This is a genomic window from Pseudomonas sp. XK-1, from assembly GCF_038069885.1.
Taxonomy (GTDB): domain Bacteria; phylum Pseudomonadota; class Gammaproteobacteria; order Pseudomonadales; family Pseudomonadaceae; genus Aquipseudomonas.
On record NZ_JBBPES010000001.1, the window covers coordinates 1,039,831 to 1,055,282 of the forward strand.

Annotated in this window: 17 protein-coding genes and 1 tRNA gene; 14 read left to right on the forward strand and 4 right to left on the reverse strand. The window is 60.4% G+C overall.

What is annotated here, in order from left to right:
• Positions 1 to 126 precede the first annotated feature (126 nt).
• Both lptF and lptG read left to right on the forward strand, forming a co-directional pair.
• A complete protein-coding gene (lptF, locus tag WMW70_RS04595) occupies positions 127 to 1,248 on the forward strand; it encodes an LPS export ABC transporter permease LptF (protein WP_341436313.1) in 1,122 nt (373 codons plus the stop codon).
• Complete coding sequence (gene lptG / locus WMW70_RS04600; protein ID WP_341436314.1) at positions 1,241 to 2,302, forward strand: LPS export ABC transporter permease LptG; 1,062 nt, start codon at positions 1,241 to 1,243, stop codon at positions 2,300 to 2,302. The genes lptF and lptG overlap by 8 nt, the downstream gene beginning before the upstream one ends.
• Before the next feature lie 318 nt (positions 2,303 to 2,620).
• Here the strand turns inward: lptG and WMW70_RS04605 are convergent, their stop codons facing one another.
• The 3 genes from WMW70_RS04605 to WMW70_RS04615 form a co-directional block, all read right to left on the reverse strand.
• The gene (locus tag WMW70_RS04605; protein WP_341436315.1) at positions 2,621 to 3,115 is read right to left on the reverse strand and encodes an RDD family protein; all 495 of its coding nucleotides are present in this window, start codon (positions 3,113 to 3,115) and stop codon (positions 2,621 to 2,623) included.
• Positions 3,116 to 3,298: 183 nt separating this feature from the next.
• The gene (locus tag WMW70_RS04610) at positions 3,299 to 3,511 is read right to left on the reverse strand and encodes a cold-shock protein (protein WP_325508685.1); all 213 of its coding nucleotides are present in this window, start codon (positions 3,509 to 3,511) and stop codon (positions 3,299 to 3,301) included.
• A 373-nt stretch (positions 3,512 to 3,884) separates the two neighbouring features.
• A tRNA-Leu gene (locus WMW70_RS04615) sits at positions 3,885 to 3,969 on the reverse strand.
• A gap of 114 nt (positions 3,970 to 4,083) precedes the next feature.
• On the opposite strand from WMW70_RS04615, the gene queA reads away from it, so the two are divergent.
• The 6 genes from queA to WMW70_RS04645 all read left to right on the forward strand — a co-directional run bounded on the left by queA (position 4,084) and on the right by WMW70_RS04645 (position 10,146).
• Positions 4,084 to 5,133 carry a tRNA preQ1(34) S-adenosylmethionine ribosyltransferase-isomerase QueA gene (gene queA, locus WMW70_RS04620; RefSeq protein WP_341436316.1) on the forward strand — a complete coding sequence of 350 codons (1,050 nt, stop codon included), beginning with the start codon at positions 4,084 to 4,086 and terminating at the stop codon, positions 5,131 to 5,133.
• A 14-nt stretch (positions 5,134 to 5,147) separates the two neighbouring features.
• On the forward strand, positions 5,148 to 6,263 hold the full coding sequence (tgt, locus tag WMW70_RS04625) for a tRNA guanosine(34) transglycosylase Tgt (protein WP_341436557.1): 1,116 nt from the start codon (positions 5,148 to 5,150) through the stop codon (positions 6,261 to 6,263).
• A 39-nt stretch (positions 6,264 to 6,302) separates the two neighbouring features.
• Complete coding sequence (yajC, locus tag WMW70_RS04630) at positions 6,303 to 6,638, forward strand: preprotein translocase subunit YajC (protein WP_325508028.1); 336 nt, start codon at positions 6,303 to 6,305, stop codon at positions 6,636 to 6,638.
• 62 nt (positions 6,639 to 6,700) lie between these two features.
• The gene (gene secD / locus WMW70_RS04635) at positions 6,701 to 8,569 is read left to right on the forward strand and encodes a protein translocase subunit SecD (protein WP_341436317.1); all 1,869 of its coding nucleotides are present in this window, start codon (positions 6,701 to 6,703) and stop codon (positions 8,567 to 8,569) included.
• A gap of 9 nt (positions 8,570 to 8,578) precedes the next feature.
• On the forward strand, positions 8,579 to 9,484 hold the full coding sequence (gene secF / locus WMW70_RS04640) for a protein translocase subunit SecF (protein ID WP_341436318.1): 906 nt from the start codon (positions 8,579 to 8,581) through the stop codon (positions 9,482 to 9,484).
• A 125-nt stretch (positions 9,485 to 9,609) separates the two neighbouring features.
• Complete coding sequence (locus WMW70_RS04645) at positions 9,610 to 10,146, forward strand: glycine zipper 2TM domain-containing protein (protein WP_341436319.1); 537 nt, start codon at positions 9,610 to 9,612, stop codon at positions 10,144 to 10,146.
• Between the two features lie 129 nt (positions 10,147 to 10,275).
• Here the strand turns inward: WMW70_RS04645 and suhB are convergent, their stop codons facing one another.
• Complete coding sequence (gene suhB / locus WMW70_RS04650) at positions 10,276 to 11,091, reverse strand: type III secretion system regulator SuhB (protein WP_341436320.1); 816 nt, start codon at positions 11,089 to 11,091, stop codon at positions 10,276 to 10,278.
• A 144-nt stretch (positions 11,092 to 11,235) separates the two neighbouring features.
• Between suhB and trmJ the strand changes: the two genes are divergently transcribed.
• The 6 genes from trmJ to iscA all read left to right on the forward strand — a co-directional run bounded on the left by trmJ (position 11,236) and on the right by iscA (position 15,452).
• Positions 11,236 to 12,015, forward strand: a complete 780-nt coding sequence (gene trmJ / locus WMW70_RS04655; protein WP_341436321.1) for a tRNA (cytosine(32)/uridine(32)-2'-O)-methyltransferase TrmJ — start codon at positions 11,236 to 11,238, stop codon at positions 12,013 to 12,015.
• A complete protein-coding gene (gene cysE / locus WMW70_RS04660) occupies positions 12,008 to 12,787 on the forward strand; it encodes a serine O-acetyltransferase (protein ID WP_341436322.1) in 780 nt (259 codons plus the stop codon). Before trmJ ends, cysE begins: the two co-directional genes overlap by 8 nt.
• A 140-nt stretch (positions 12,788 to 12,927) precedes the next feature.
• The gene (gene iscR / locus WMW70_RS04665) at positions 12,928 to 13,419 is read left to right on the forward strand and encodes a Fe-S cluster assembly transcriptional regulator IscR (RefSeq protein WP_341436323.1); all 492 of its coding nucleotides are present in this window, start codon (positions 12,928 to 12,930) and stop codon (positions 13,417 to 13,419) included.
• Positions 13,420 to 13,467: 48 nt separating this feature from the next.
• The gene (locus WMW70_RS04670; protein ID WP_341436324.1) at positions 13,468 to 14,682 is read left to right on the forward strand and encodes an IscS subfamily cysteine desulfurase; all 1,215 of its coding nucleotides are present in this window, start codon (positions 13,468 to 13,470) and stop codon (positions 14,680 to 14,682) included.
• Positions 14,683 to 14,729: 47 nt separating this feature from the next.
• Positions 14,730 to 15,116 carry a Fe-S cluster assembly scaffold IscU gene (gene iscU / locus WMW70_RS04675; protein WP_040261926.1) on the forward strand — a complete coding sequence of 129 codons (387 nt, stop codon included), beginning with the start codon at positions 14,730 to 14,732 and terminating at the stop codon, positions 15,114 to 15,116.
• A gap of 12 nt (positions 15,117 to 15,128) precedes the next feature.
• Complete coding sequence (gene iscA, locus WMW70_RS04680; protein ID WP_339459676.1) at positions 15,129 to 15,452, forward strand: iron-sulfur cluster assembly protein IscA; 324 nt, start codon at positions 15,129 to 15,131, stop codon at positions 15,450 to 15,452.

Genomic DNA, 15,452 nt, shown 5'->3' on the forward strand with positions numbered 1-15,452 from the left:
CAACGAGTCGGTATTGCAGGATAATGCCGGCTATTTTTCCGATGGTTCATCTTTCAGGTGAGCCGGCAAGCAGTGCGGCTAGTTTGCTCGTAGCCGCCTGAGCCTGACAACCCTGGAGCGTCTGGTTTGATTGTCTTCCGTTATCTGTCCCGAGAAGTGTTGGTGACCTTGAGTGCGGTAAGTGCCGTGCTGTTGGTGATCATTATGAGTGGCCGCTTTATCCGCTATCTGGCCCAGGCGGCCCAGGGCCTGCTCGATCCCGGTGTGCTGCTGCTGATCATGGCCTACCGGATTCCCGGCTTCCTGCAGCTGATTCTGCCGCTGGGGCTGTTTCTCGGCATTCTGCTGGCCTATGGACGCCTGTATCTGGAAAGCGAGATGACCGTGCTCTCTGCCACGGGCATGAGCCAGCAACGTCTATTCGTCTACACCCTGGCCCCGGCCACGCTGGTAGCGCTGCTGGCGGGCTGGCTGAGCCTGGGCCTGGCTCCCCAGGGGGTCGAGCATGTGGCGCGGATTCTCAATCAGCAGAGCGCCATGACCGAGCTGGATACCCTGGTGCCAGGGCGTTTCCAGTCGATGAAGAACGGCTCGCGGGTGACCTATTCCGAGGAATTGTCCGATGATCGCGGCGAACTGGCCGGGGTATTCATTTCCGAGAAGCGGTTTTCCACCGAGGGCGACAAGGAGCGCGGCATTTCCGTGCTGGTTGCCGAATCCGGGCGTCAGGAGCTGCAGGCCGATGGCAGCCGTTACCTGATCCTGGAAAACGGCTACCGCTATGACGGTAACCCGGGTGAGGCCAATTATCGCGCCATCCGCTACGACACCTATGGAGTGCTGTTGCCCAAGCCCGAGGTGGTCGCCGATGTGACGGACCGCGAGGGTATTGCGACCCGTCAGCTGCTGGGCAGCAAGGACGGGCGTCTGCAGTCCGAATTGCAGTGGCGTCTGTCGATCCCGGTGCTGGTGTTCGTGGTTGCCTTGCTGGCGGTGCCGCTGTCGCGGGTCAATCCGCGCCAGGGGCGCTTTCTCAAGTTGCTGCCGGCCATCCTGCTGTATATGGCCTACCTGGCCGTGCTGATTGCGGCGCGCGGCGCGGTGGAAAAAGGCAAGATCCCGCCAGCCCTGGGGTTGTGGTGGGTGCATGGGGTGTTCGCCCTGGTTGGCGTGCTCCTGCTTTACTGGGAGCCGTTGCGCTTGAAATGGGCCGCCCGTGGCGTGGCTAAGGAGATGGCCCGTGGTTAAGTTGGATAGATACATCGGCACGCAGGTGTTCGTTGCCATTCTCGGCGTACTCGGGATCATCGTCGGCCTGGCCCTGCTGTTCGCCTTTATCGATGAGCTGGGCGATATCGAAGGCAACTACAGCCTGCTCGATGCGTCCGGCTATGTACTGCTGACCGCGCCGCGGCGCATTTACGAGATGCTGCCGATGGCGGCGCTGATCGGCTGCCTGATCGGCCTTGGTTCCCTGGCCAGCAACAGCGAACTGACCATCATGCGCGCGGCCGGGGTGTCCATCGGGCGCATCGTTTGGGCCGTGATGAAGCCGATGCTGGTGCTGATGCTGGTCGGCGTGCTGATCGGCGAGTACCTGGCTCCTTACAGCGAGAACAAGGCCCAGGCCGGACGCGCCATGGCCCAGGGCAGTGGCGATGCGCAGAGCGCCAAGCGTGGTCTGTGGCACCGCCAGGGGCAGGAGTACGTGCATATCAACGCGGTACAGCCCAATGGCGTACTGTTCGGCGTAACCCGCTACCGCTTCGATGACGAGCGCCGCATGCAGTCGGCCAGCTTCGCCCGCCGTGCCCAGTACCAGGGCGATCATTGGCAGCTGGAGGACGTGGTGACCACCCATTTCCGTGAGCGCAGCAGTGAAGTCATCAAGCAGGCCAGCGAGCGCTGGGATGTCGAGCTGACCCCGCAGCTGCTCGGCACCGTGGTGCTGGCTCCGGATGCGCTGTCGATGAGCGGTTTGTGGCGTTATATCCACTACCTGGCAGAGCAGGGCCTGAATAATGGCCAGTACTGGCTGTCGTTCTGGACCAAGGTGTTGCAGCCGCTGGTGACCGCGGCCCTGGTGCTGATGGCGATTTCCTTTATCTTCGGTCCATTGCGCTCGGTAACCCTGGGTCAGCGCGTATTTACCGGAGTGTTGGTGGGCTTTACGTTCCGCATCGCCCAGGACCTGCTTGGGCCTTCCAGTCTGGTATTTGGCTTCTCGCCGTTGCTGGCGGTGCTGACACCGGCGGCGATCTGCGCCCTTGCTGGCGTCTGGTTACTGCGCCGCGCCGGTTGATCTGGGCGTAAAAAAGCCGGCGTGCGCACTGCGTGCACGCCGGCTTTTTTATGCCTGCCATCCATAGTGGCTAGCCTTTGGGCTTTCGCTACGCGAGGTTAAAAATGGCTGTGTCCCAGTACGTTGTTGCGTTCAGACCTCGGTGCTTAAGTGAGCCGGGCCTGACCTTGTAGGGTGACGCGGGGCCGCCTAGGTCGTGCGCGCCAGCGCTGGCTGCAGAGTCTTGGTGCGCACGGCGCACCCCACCCAAGCTGTCCATGCCACACGGAATGGGTACATAGCCTTAGAAATGGCTCCCGGCCATTTTTTGGGCGGGATTTACTTCTTGTGGATGTTCTTCGGCAGCTGTACCACTTGGCTGTCCGAGTAGATGTCATGCCAGCTGCGCTTCTGCTTGTCCCACAGTACCCAGAGATAGCCCAGGCCGAGCGGCAGCCATGAACCGATGGCAACCAGAAAGCGCAGCATCGCCTGCCACAGGCTGATGGCTGTGCCGTCGGCATTCTGGATGCGCAGGCCCCAGACCTGCATGCCCAGGGTCTGGCCGTTGTGGGTCCAGAACTTGGCGAAGAAACCGAACAGGCTGAAAAACAGCAGGGTGGACAACAGCGGGTCGCCGTCCAGCGCGCCGGCGTCGGACATCTGCTTGAGCTGCGCCTCGCCGTAGAAACCCATCAGGATCAGCTTGTAGATAAAGGTCACGACGATCAGCAGGGCGATGCACAGCAGAAAATCATAGAACAGGGCGGCCAGGCGGCGGGTCAGTCCGGCGCTGGGGAAGTCACCCTGTGGGCGCAGCAGGTGTTTCGGCATGGTCGGCTCTTTACTCAATCGGCTGGCGGAATGGCGGCAACAATACGGCATTTAGGCGCGGAAAAAATGGCCTGCAGCCATTTTTAACATCGCCTGGCGGCGGCCCCTAAGGTGATCGCTGTGGGCGGACGGGCATAAAAAAACCCCTGATGTCACCATCAGGGGTTTTGCAAAACGGCAGGGTTATTCCTGAACTTGAACTTCGTCAGCCTGCATGCCTTTCTGACCTTGAACAGCGATAAAGCTGACTTTCTGGCCTTCTTTCAGGCTCTTGAAGCCGTTGCCTTGGATCGCGCGGAAGTGCACGAACAGATCCGGACCGCTTTCTGGAGTGATAAAACCAAAACCTTTCTCGTCGTTAAACCACTTGACGGTACCGCTCTGACGATTCGACATGTTGTATTTCCTTGAACCTGGAGTTGATGACAGCCGCCACTCGATATGAGGGCTGAATACTGGTTGCAAGGAGGTGTGCGACGTCGAGCGGGATGTAGCGGATCAAGGCGATCTACTGCACCAGGTCACGATTTTCGGCGACCCATGCAAACACAGTGAGCAAAACTTTACGCTAACTCCCAGGCAAATGCCAAGCCCCGCCAGGGTTTGCGGTTGTTGGGTTGCAGGTCTGCTGGGCAAGTCCTGGATCATGCATTTTGCGCACGGTGTGGAGGGTGTCGGGAGGTGATGCCAGGGCGTCGCTTTGATGTGTCGTGGCTTTATCGCAGGCAATAAAAAAGGCCTTGATAATCAAGGCCTTTTTTCGAGTTTGTGGTGCCCCGGGGGAGACTCGAACTCCCACTTCTTTCGAAAACGGATTTTGAATCCGCCGCGTCTACCGGTTCCGCCACCGGGGCACAATGGCGGCGCAGTATAGGGATGGTCTTGGGGTTGGTCAATCCACTTGCGTGGTCAGCCTGGACTATTTCCGGTAAGCTTTGCCGCCCTGCTAAATGACCCCTCCTCCGATCATGCGTGTTGCCGACTTTCATTTCGAGCTGCCTGACGCTCTTATCGCCCGTCATCCCCTCGCCGAGCGCCGTGCCAGCCGTTTGCTGGTGCTGGACGGGCCGACTGGGGCGCTGGCGCATAAACAGTTCAGTGATCTGCTGGATTATCTGCGCCCTGGCGATCTGATGGTGTTCAACAATACCCGAGTGATTCCGGCGCGACTGTTTGGCCAGAAGGCCAGCGGCGGCAAGCTGGAAGTTTTGGTCGAGCGGGTGCTGGACAGTCACCGCGTGCTGGCCCATGTGCGTTCGAGCAAGTCACCCAAGCCCGGCTCGAAGATTCTGCTCGATGGCGGCGGCGAGGCCGAAATGCTCGCGCGCCACGATGCCCTGTTCGAGTTGCGCTTTGCCGAAGAGGTGCTGCCGCTGCTTGAGCGGGTCGGCCATATGCCGTTGCCTCCTTATATAGACCGGCCGGATGACGAAGCCGACCGCGAGCGCTACCAGACGGTGTATGCCGCGCGGGCCGGTGCCGTTGCCGCGCCGACCGCAGGGCTGCATTTCGACCAGGCGTTGCTTGCGGCGATTGCCGAGAAGGGTGTTGAAAGCGCGTTCGTGACCCTGCATGTGGGGGCTGGGACCTTTCAGCCGGTACGGGTTGAGCGCATCGAAGATCACCATATGCACAGCGAATGGCTGGAGGTTGGCCAGGATGTGGTCGACGCCGTGGCGGCCTGCCGTGCGCGGGGCGGCCGGGTGATCGCAGTCGGCACCACCAGTGTGCGCTCGCTGGAGAGTGCCGCGCGCGATGGCGTGCTCAAGGCATTCAGTGGCGACACCACGATCTTTATCTACCCCGGGCGGCCGTTGCATGTGGTCGATGCTCTGGTGACCAACTTCCATCTGCCCGAGTCGACCCTGCTGATGCTGGTGTCGGCCTTCGCCGGCTACCCGGAAACCATGGCGGCCTATCAGGCGGCGGTGGCGGGAAAGTACCGCTTCTTCAGTTATGGCGATGCCATGTTTATTACCCGTAACCCCGCGCCGCGCGGGCCAGAGGAACAGCTATGACGCGCACCTGCCGGATGTCTTTCGAATTGCTTGCCACCGATGGCAAGGCGCGGCGTGGTCGGCTGACGTTCCCCCGCGGCGTGGTGGAGACCCCGGCTTTTATGCCGGTGGGCACCTATGGCACGGTCAAGGGCATGCTGCCGCGCGATATCGAGGCAACCGGGGCGCAGATCATCCTCGGCAACACCTTCCATCTGTGGCTGCGGCCTGGCACTGAAGTGATCAAGAAACACGGCGATCTGCACGACTTTATGCAGTGGCAGGGGCCGATCCTCACCGATTCCGGCGGTTTCCAGGTGTTCAGCCTGGGTGCCATGCGCAAGATCAAGGAGGAGGGGGTGTATTTCGCCTCGCCGGTGGACGGTGCCAAGGTGTTTATGGGGCCGGAAGAGTCGATGCAGGTGCAGCGCGACCTGGGCTCGGACATCGTGATGATCTTCGACGAGTGCACGCCCTATCCGGCCGAGTTCGATGTGGCCAAGCGCTCCATGGAACTGTCGCTGCGCTGGGCCAAGCGCTCGAAGGATGCCCATGGCGAAAGCACGGCGGCGCTGTTTGGGATCGTCCAGGGCGGCATGCATGAGGAATTGCGCAAAGTCTCTCTGGATGGGCTGGAGCAGATCGGCTTTGACGGTTATGCCATTGGCGGGCTGTCGGTCGGCGAGCCGAAGGACGAGATGATCAAGGTGCTGGACTATCTGCCGGCGCAACTTCCGGCCGACAAGCCGCGCTATCTGATGGGGGTGGGCAAGCCGGAGGATCTGGTTGAAGGTGTGCGCCGTGGCGTGGATATGTTCGACTGCGTGATGCCGACCCGCAATGCGCGTAACGGCCACCTGTTTGTCGACACTGGCGTGCTGAAAATCCGCAATGCCTTCCACAAACAGGATGACTCGCCGCTCGATCCGACCTGCGACTGTTACACCTGCAAACATTTCTCCCGCGCCTACCTGCATCATTTGGATAAGTGCGGCGAAATGCTGGGCAGCATGCTCAATACAATCCACAACTTGCGCCACTATCAGCGCTTGATGGCTGGTTTGCGCGAGGCTATTCAACAGGGTACATTGGCCGCCTTTGTCGATGCCTTCTATGCCAAACGCGGGCTACCAACGCCGCCTCTGGACTGATAATTCAACTTTTAAAGACCCTTGCAACAGGAGTGTTACATGAGCTTTTTGATCCCCGCTGCTTTCGCCGATGCTGGCGCGCCGGCTGCCGGCCCTGCCGGTAGCGGTTTTGAATGGGTATTTCTGGTTGGCTTCCTGGTTATCTTCTATCTGATGATCTGGCGCCCACAGGCCAAGCGTGCCAAAGAGCACAAGAACCTGATCGGCAACCTGCAGAAGGGTGACGAAGTGGTGACCAGCGGTGGTATCGCCGGCAAAGTTAACAAGGTCAGCGATGACTTCGTGGTTATCGAAGTGTCCGATACCGTTGAGCTGAAAATTCAGAAAGTGGCCATCGCCGCCACGCTGCCCAAGGGCACACTGAAAGCGATCTAAGCAACACACCATCACCATTCGACGGGGCGCTTAATGCGCCCCGCGTCATAACGGGCGGCGTCATGCTCAACAAATTTCCCCTCTGGAAGTACCTGCTGATCCTGGCTGTACTGGCAATCGGCTTTCTCTACTCCGCACCCAATCTCTACCCGGACGATCCGGCTATCCAGATCAGCGGCACCAGTTCGGCCATGCGGGTCGAGCAGGCCGACCTGGATCGCGCCAGTCGTGCGCTGGAAGCCGCGGGCATCAGCGTCAAGGCGGTCAGCCTGGCCAATCAGGGCCGTGCCGGTCTGCTGCGCCTGAATGATGCGGAAGATCAGTTGCCGGCCAAAGAGCTGGTGCGCAAGGCCCTTAGCGATGAGTTCGTGGTGGCCTTGAACCTGGCACAAACCACGCCGGACTGGTTGCGCAACCTGGGCGGCAGCCCGATGAAGCTGGGGCTGGATCTTTCCGGTGGCGTGCACTTCCTGATGGAAGTGGATATGGACAAGGCCCTGGATGCACGACGCAAGGTCTATGAGGGGGAGGTCAAGAGCCTGCTGCGCAAGGAGCGCGTGCGCTACCGCAGCCTGCCTGAGCTCAATGGTGCCATTCAGCTCGGCTTCGCCGATGAAGCCACTCTGGAGAAGGCCCAGCGTCTGATCCGCAAGGATTTCACCGATTTTGACCTGACCACTGTGGAGCGCAGCGGCCAGCAGGTTTTGCGTCTGGCGCTGACCCAGGCCAAGTTGGTGGAGATTCGCGAATACTCGATCAAGCAGAACCTGACCACGGTGCGTAACCGGGTCAACGAGCTGGGCGTGGCCGAGCCGCTGGTGCAGCGCCAGGGTGCCAACCGCATCGTGGTCGAGCTGCCGGGCGTGCAGGACACTGCCGAAGCCAAGCGGATTCTCGGCAAGACCGCCAACCTGGAGTTCCGTCTGGCCGCCGAGCCGGATGCAGCCAAGGCAGCCACCGAAAGCTTCGAGTTCCGTGAAGAAGGTCGTCCGCCGGCGCAGCTGGAGCGTGACCTGATCATCACCGGCGACCAGGTCACCGATGCCCAGGCCAGCTTCGACGAAAACGGCAGCCCGCAGGTCAATATCCGTCTGGATGGCCGTGGCGGCGATCTGATGAACCGTGCTACCCGCAACAATGTCGGGCGCAGCATGGCAGTGATCTTTATCGAGCAGAAGCCGGTGGTGCGCTATATGCGCCAGGTGGTCGATGGCGTCGAGAAGGAGGTCGAGGTCCAGACCTTCGTCGAGGAGAAGAAGATCATCAGCCTGGCGACCATCCAGTCGCCGCTGGGCAGCCAATTCCGTATCACCGGCCTTGATGGCCAGGGCGAGTCGTCCGAGCTGGCGTTGCTGCTGCGCGCCGGTGGTCTGGCCGCGCCGATGTACTTCGCCGAAGAGCGCACCATTGGCCCGAGTCTGGGGGCCGACAACATTGCCAAGGGATTGGAAGCCTCGCTTTGGGCGATGCTGTTCGTGTCGCTGTTTATCGTGATCATCTACCGTTTCTTCGGTGTGCTGGCGACTGTCGCGCTGGGCTTGAACATGGTGCTGCTGCTGGCGCTGATGTCGTTGCTCAGTGCCACCCTGACCCTGCCGGGTATTGCCGGTATCGTGTTGACCATGGGTATGGCGGTGGATGCCAACGTGCTGATCTTCTCGCGTATTCGCGAGGAAATCGCCAATGGCATGTCGATTCAGCGAGCCATTCACGAAGGCTTCGATCGCGCCTATTCGGCCATCGTCGACGCCAACCTGACCACGCTGCTGGTCGGCGGCATCCTGTTCGCCATGGGCACCGGGCCGGTCAAGGGCTTTGCGGTGACTCTGTCGCTGGGCATTCTCACTTCGATGTTCACCGCGATTCTGGTGACGCGGTGCATGGTCAACCTGACCTGCGGTGGGCGTGATTTCAAGAAGTTGTGGATTTAAGGGGCTGTGATGAAGCGTACGATCAACTTCATGGGGGTGCGCAATATTGCGTTCGCCTTCACCGTATTGCTCACGCTCTTGGCGTTGGGCAGCCTGTTTGCCAAGGGGCTGAATCTGGGTCTGGATTTCACTGGTGGTACCCAGATCGAGCTGAGTTACGAACAGCCGGCTGAGCTCGGCAAGATTCGCCAGCAGTTGGCGGGTGCGGGTTATGCCGATGCTGTGGTGCAGAGCTTTGGTGCGACCACCGATGTTGTGGTGCGCATGCAGGGTAACGATGCCGACTTGGGTACCAAGGTGGCCGCGGCATTGCGCCAGGCGGGTGACAAGCTTGAGGTCAAGAAGGTCGAATTCGTCGGGCCGCAGGTGGGGGAAGAACTGCGTGACCAGGGTGGTCTCGGTCTGCTGCTGGCGCTGGGTGGGGTGATGCTCTACCTGGCCTTCCGCTTTCAGTGGAAGTTCGGCCTTGGGGCGATTATTTCCCTTATTCACGACGTGATCATCACCCTGGGGATTCTCTCGTTCTTCCAGATCACCTTCGATCTCACCGTGCTGGCGGCGTTGCTGGCCATTATCGGTTACTCGCTCAACGACACCATCGTGGTGTTTGACCGGGTGCGGGAAAACTTCCGCGTGCTGCGCAATACCAGCCTGATCGACAATATCAATATCTCCACCACTCAGACGCTGCTGCGCACCATGGCCACTTCGATTTCCACTCTGTTGGCCATCGCTGCGCTGCTGATGTTCGCGGGTGACAATCTGTTTGCCTTCTCCGTGGCCCTGTTTGTCGGGGTGACGGCCGGTACTTATTCGTCGGTGTATATCGCCAACGTGGTGCTGGTCTGGCTGGACCTGACGGTCGAGGATCTGATCCCGCCGGTGGTGGCTGAAGAGGTTGATGACCGTCCTTAGGTCTGTTGGTTAAGGGTTGGCGGTAATGACGAAGCCGGGCAGTCGTTGAACTTGCCCGGCTTTTTTGTGTTCCAAGGTAGAGGGAATGGCGTGCCTGTACGCCGAAGTGAGTCCGGGAGATAGTTATGAACAAGTCAATGCTGGTGGGTGCGGTGCTGGGTGCTGTGGGTGTAACCGCGGGTGGTGCTGTTGCCACGTACAGTTTGATCGGTGGCCCGGAGTATGCCGAGGTGCTGGCGGTCAAGCCGATCAAGGAGACCATCAAGACGCCGCGGCAGGTCTGTGAGGATGTCACGGTGACCCGCCAGAAGCCGGTCAAGGATCAGCATCAGATCGCCGGTACCGCCATAGGTGCGGTAGTGGGTGGCTTGCTGGGTAATCAGGTTGGTGGCGGCACAGGCAAGAAGATTGCCACGGTTGCCGGTGCTGTCGGTGGTGGTTACGCCGGTAACAAGGTGCAGGAGAATATGCAGGCTGGCGACACCTACACCACCACTGAAACGCGTTGCGATACTGTCACTGATGTCAGCGAAAAGCTGGTCGGCTATGACGTCAAGTATCAGCTCGATGGCAAGGAAGGGCAGGTGCGCATGGCCAGCGATCCGGGCAATCGCATTCCGGTCAAGGATGGTCAGCTGGTGCTGTCCGCCAGCGAGCAGTAAAAAATACAGGCAATAGGAAAATGGCCTGGAGCCATTTTCAGCGTTGTGCGGCGACGGCTCGAAGGGGCGTCGCCAGGTATGACGGACAATAAAAAAGCGCCCGCAGGCGCTTTTTTATTGTCCGTACGATCAGCGCTTCAGTGACGCCGACAGGTGTGGCTGAATGGCTGTCAGTACGGCCTTGAAGCACTTGGTGTTGCCGGCAACGATCTGGCCCTTCTCGAGGAATTCGTGACCACCGTTGAAGTCACTGATCAGGCCGCCTGCTTCCTGGATCAGCAGTGCGCCGGCGGCCATGTCCCATTCGGACAGGCCGAATTCCCAGAAGGCGTCGAAGCGCCCTGCGGCGACATAGGCCAGGTCCAGGCTGGCGGCACCGGCGCGGCGAACGCCGGCGGTCTGGCCGACCAGGCTGCGGAACATGCCCAGGTAGTTTTCCAGGTTGTCCATCTGGCTGTCGCGGAACGGGAAGCCGGTGCCGAGCAGGGCACCTTCGAGGCTCTTGCGGTTGCTCACGCGCAGGCGGCGGCCGTTAAGGGCGGCACCGCGGCCACGGCTGGCGGTGAATTCTTCCTGACGCACCGGGTCGATGATTACCGCATGTTCCAGGCGGCCGCGGTATTTGCAGGCGATGCTGACGGCGTAGTGGGGGATGCCGCGGATAAAGTTGGTGGTGCCGTCCAGCGGATCGATGATCCACAGGTAGTCGGCACCGTCGCCGCTGCCGGCGCTCAGGCCGCTCTCCTCGCCAAGTACGCCGTGGTTGGGGAAAGCTTTGCGCAGGGCCTGGATGATCAGCTGCTCGGCGGAGCGGTCGATCTCGGTCACGTAATCCTTGGCTTCTTTCTCGTCGACCGAGATGACGTCCAAGCGTTCGGTCGAGCGGAAGATCATTTCGCCGGCGCTACGGGCTGCGCGCAGCGCGATATTCAGCATGGGCTGCATGGATGTTCACCTGGGTCGTTAAAGAAAGCCGGCCATTCTAGCAGAAAAGCGCGGGGGTTGAAGTGCAACCTGTGTCTTGCGTGGCGCAAGCGGGGTTGCTTCTGTAAGATTTGCTGCCTTATCTCCACTGTGTGAGCGCTAGCGTTGCTGGAAAATATTCGCGTCGTCTTGGTCAATACCAGTCATCCGGGCAATATCGGCGGGGCTGCGCGGGCCATGAAGAACATGGGGTTGTCGCGCCTGGTACTGGTCGATCCGCAGGATTTCCCCAGTGGTGATGCGGTGGCGCGGGCCTCCGGGGCCACCGATATCCTCGATGCCGCACAGGTGGTTGGCACTCTGGAAGAGGCGTTGGTCGGCTGCAGCCTGGTGCTCGGCACCAGTGCCCGCGATCGGCGCATCCCCTGGCCCTTGCTGGATCCCCGTGAGTGTGGGGTGGCCGCTTGCGAGCAGGCGGCTCAGGGTGGCGAGGTGGCGCTGGTGTTCGGCCGTGAGTATGCCGGGCTGACCAATGAAGAGTTGCAACGCTGCCATTTCCATGTGCACATTCCTTCTGACCCGCAGTTCAGTTCGCTGAACCTGGCGGCGGCGGTGCAGGTGCTGGCCTACGAGGTGCGTATGGCCTGGCTGGCGGCGCAGAATCAGCCGACCAAAGTACTCAAGGTGGAAGCCACGGCGATTCAGAGCTCGCAGCCGGTGACCGCCGATGAGTTGGAATCTTTTTATGTGCACCTGGAGCAGGCGCTGGTCGAGATCGGCTTTCTCGACCCGGCCAAGCCCAGGCACCTGATGAGTCGCTTGCGCCGCTTGTACGGTCGTAGTGCGGTGAGCAAGCTGGAAATGAATATCTTGCGTGGCATTTTGACGGAAACCGTCAAGGCGGCACGTGGTGAGCACCATAAGCAGGGGAAGGCAGATGTTTGAGCGCATGCAAGAGGATATCCAGAGCGTATTCCATCGTGATCCGGCGGCGCGCAACGCCTTCGAGGTGGTGACCTGCTATCCCGGCTTGCATGCGGTCTGGTTGCATCGCGTGGCGCATGCGTTGTGGGTCAATGGCTGGAAGTGGCTGGCGCGGGTGGTATCGAATTTCGGTCGCTGGCTGACCGGTATCGAGATTCATCCGGGTGCCCGGATTGGCCGACGTTTCTTTATCGATCACGGCATGGGTATCGTTATCGGCGAGACCGCCGAGATCGGCAATGACGTGACTCTCTATCAGGGCGTGACCTTGGGCGGCACCAGCTGGAACAAGGGTAAGCGTCACCCTACCCTGGAGGACGGGGTGGTAGTGGGGGCAGGGGCTAAGGTGCTTGGGCCTTTTACGGTCGGTGCCGGGGCCAAGATCGGCTCCAACGCGGTGGTGACCAAGGCGGTGCCGGCCGGGGCGACCGCGGTGGGCATTCCGGGGCGGATCATCCTCAAGTCGGATGACGAGCAGGAAGCCAAGCGTCAGGCGATCGCCGAGAAGCTCGGTTTCGATGCCTATGGCGTTAGTCAGGACATGCCCGACCCGATAGCCCGCGCCATCGGCCAGATGCTCGATCATCTGCATGCCGTGGATGGCCGTCTGGAGGGCATGTGCGGTGCGCTCAAGTCCCTGGGCAGCGATTACTGCGCCAAGGATCTGCCCGAATTGCGCGCCGAGGACTTCGCCGGAGTGGTCAAGGAACCTGACGACAAGCCTGCGGCCTGATGGTGCGGATGCGCACATTTTGCTATGCTGCGCGCCCTTCTGTGCTGGCTAATCCCGACTAAAACTATAGGTCTTATAGTTGACTTAAATACTCGGGAATTGCATACTCGCGGCATATTGTGATTACGCGGTAATTCCTTATGCGACTGACCACCAAAGGCCGTTACGCCGTCACCGCCATGCTTGATCTGGCGTTGCACGCGCAGCGTGGGCCGGTGTCTCTGGCCGATATTTCCGAGCGACAGGGTATCTCCCTTTCCTACCTGGAGCAGCTGTTTGCCAAGCTGCGTCGCGGCAATCTGGTTTCCAGTGTGCGCGGTCCAGGTGGCGGCTATCAGCTGTCGCGGGATATGGGTGGCATTCAGGTGGCCGAAGTCATCGATGCAGTTAACGAGTCGGTGGACGCTACCCGTTGCCAGGGGCAGGGCGATTGCCATGCCGGTGATACCTGTCTGACCCACCACCTGTGGTGCGACCTCAGTCAACAGATCCACGAATTCCTCAATGGCATCAGTCTGGCTGATCTGGTGACCCGTCGAGAAGTGCAGGAAGTTGCCCAGCGCCAGGATCAGCGCCGCTGCGATGGCAGGATGCCGCATCCGGATAAGATCGAAGCGTCCGCCGTCGAATAAGCGAGCGACGCCGGCCAGCAGGCCTGATACCTGATTAGGAGAGAGTCAATGAAATTGCCGATTTACCTCGATTACTCCGCCACCACGCCGGTCGATCCGCGTGTTGCGCAAAAAATGAGCGAATGTCTGCTGGTCGATGGCAACTTCGGTAACCCGGCCTCGCGCTCCCATGTCTTTGGCTGGAAAGCCGAAGAGGCGGTCGAGAATGCGCGTCGCCAGGTGGCCGAGCTGGTCAATGCCGACCCGCGCGAGATTGTCTGGACCAGCGGTGCCACCGAGTCCGACAACCTGGCGATCAAGGGCATTGCCGACTTCTACAAGAGTAAAGGCAAGCACCTGGTCACCTCGAAGATCGAGCACAAGGCGGTGCTGGATACCATGCGCCAGCTTGAGCGTGAAGGCTTCGAGGTCACCTATATCGAGCCGGGCGAAGATGGCCTGATCACGCCGGCCATGATCGAGGCGGCACTGCGCGATGACACCATTCTGGTGTCGATCATGCATGTGAATAATGAAATCGGCACCATCAACGACATCGCTGCCATCGGTGAGCTGACCCGCTCGCGCGGCGTGTTCTTCCACGTTGATGCCGCCCAGTCCACCGGCAAGGTGGCCATCGACCTGGAAAAGCTCAAGGTCGATCTGATGTCCTTCTCCGCGCACAAGACCTATGGTCCCAAGGGCGTTGGTGCGCTCTACGTACGGCGTAAGCCGCGGGTGCGTCTGGAAGCCCAGACCCACGGTGGTGGTCATGAGCGCGGCATGCGTTCCGGCACCCTGGCGACTCACCAGTGCGTAGGTATGGGTGAAGCCTTCCGTATCGCCAAGGAAGAAATGACTCAGGAGAACCAGCGTGTACTGGCCCTGCGTGATCGTTTCTTCGCTCGGCTTGAAGATCTGGAAGAGTTGTATGTCAACGGCAGCATGACGGCCCGCGTACCGCACAACCTCAACCTGAGCTTCAACTATGTCGAGGGCGAGTCGCTGATCATGGCGCTCAAGGATCTGGCAGTTTCCTCCGGTTCGGCCTGTACCTCGGCCTCCCTGGAGCCGTCCTACGTATTGCGCGCCTTGGGCCGCAACGACGAGCTGGCACACAGCTCGATCCGTTTCAGCTTCGGCCGCTTTACCACTGACGAAGAAATTGACTACGCCGCGGACAAGGTTCGCGAGGCGGTCACCAAGCTGCGCGAATTGTCGCCGCTGTGGGATATGTACAAAGACGGTGTCGACATCTCCAAGATCGAGTGGGCGGCGCACTAAGTAGTCGCCGAGCAAGAGCGGCTCTCTGATGAGGAAGGAATACCAGCATGGCTTACAGTGAAAAGGTTATCGACCATTACGAAAACCCGCGCAACGTCGGCAAGATGGACGCGGAAGACCCTGATGTCGGCACCGGCATGGTCGGCGCGCCGGCCTGTGGTGACGTGATGCGCCTGCAGATCAAGGTCAACGAACAGGGCGTGATTGAAGACGCCAAGTTCAAGACCTACGGCTGCGGTTCCGCTATCGCCTCCAGCTCCCTCGCCACCGAGTGGATGAAGGGCAAGACCCTGGACGAGGCGGAAACCATCAAGAACACTCAGCTGGCCGAAGAGCTCGCTCTGCCGCCGGTCAAGATCCACTGCTCGGTTCTCGCCGAGGACGCCATCAAGGCGGCCGTGCGTGACTACAAGCAGAAGAAAGGTTTGCTCTAAGGAGGTTTGTCGATGGCTATCAGCATGACCGAAGCTGCCGCTCAGCATGTGCGCCGCTCCCTCGATGGGCGCGGTAAGGGCGACGGTATCCGCCTGGGTGTTCGCACCACCGGCTGTTCCGGCCTGGCTTATGTGCTGGAGTTTGTCGATGAAGCCGCCGCCGAGGATCAGGTGTTCGAGAGCCACGGGGTCAAGGTGATCATCGATCCCAAGAGCCTGGTGTATCTCGATGGCACCGAGCTGGACTTCGTCAAGGAGGGCTTGAACGAAGGTTTCAAGTTCAACAACCCCAACGTGCGCGGCGAGTGTGGCTGCGGCGAAAGCTTCAATATCTGA

Bases quoted from the DNA above. Each gene is read 5' to 3' on its own strand.
- WMW70_RS04605 (WP_341436315.1), bottom strand. From the start codon at position 3,115: ATGCCGAAACACCTGCTGCGCCCACAGGGTGACTTCCCCAGCGCCGGA.
- WMW70_RS04610 (WP_325508685.1), bottom strand. From the start codon at position 3,511: ATGTCGAATCGTCAGAGCGGTACCGTCAAGTGGTTTAACGACGAGAAA.
- queA (WP_341436316.1), top strand. From the start codon at position 4,084: ATGCGTGTTGCCGACTTTCATTTCGAGCTGCCTGACGCTCTTATCGCC.
- tgt (WP_341436557.1), top strand. From the start codon at position 5,148: ATGTCTTTCGAATTGCTTGCCACCGATGGCAAGGCGCGGCGTGGTCGG.
- yajC (WP_325508028.1), top strand. From the start codon at position 6,303: ATGAGCTTTTTGATCCCCGCTGCTTTCGCCGATGCTGGCGCGCCGGCT.
- secD (WP_341436317.1), top strand. From the start codon at position 6,701: ATGCTCAACAAATTTCCCCTCTGGAAGTACCTGCTGATCCTGGCTGTA.
- secF (WP_341436318.1), top strand. From the start codon at position 8,579: ATGAAGCGTACGATCAACTTCATGGGGGTGCGCAATATTGCGTTCGCC.
- WMW70_RS04645 (WP_341436319.1), top strand. From the start codon at position 9,610: ATGAACAAGTCAATGCTGGTGGGTGCGGTGCTGGGTGCTGTGGGTGTA.
- suhB (WP_341436320.1), bottom strand. From the start codon at position 11,091: ATGCAGCCCATGCTGAATATCGCGCTGCGCGCAGCCCGTAGCGCCGGC.
- cysE (WP_341436322.1), top strand. From the start codon at position 12,008: ATGTTTGAGCGCATGCAAGAGGATATCCAGAGCGTATTCCATCGTGAT.
- iscR (WP_341436323.1), top strand. From the start codon at position 12,928: ATGCGACTGACCACCAAAGGCCGTTACGCCGTCACCGCCATGCTTGAT.
- WMW70_RS04670 (WP_341436324.1), top strand. From the start codon at position 13,468: ATGAAATTGCCGATTTACCTCGATTACTCCGCCACCACGCCGGTCGAT.
- iscU (WP_040261926.1), top strand. From the start codon at position 14,730: ATGGCTTACAGTGAAAAGGTTATCGACCATTACGAAAACCCGCGCAAC.
- iscA (WP_339459676.1), top strand. From the start codon at position 15,129: ATGGCTATCAGCATGACCGAAGCTGCCGCTCAGCATGTGCGCCGCTCC.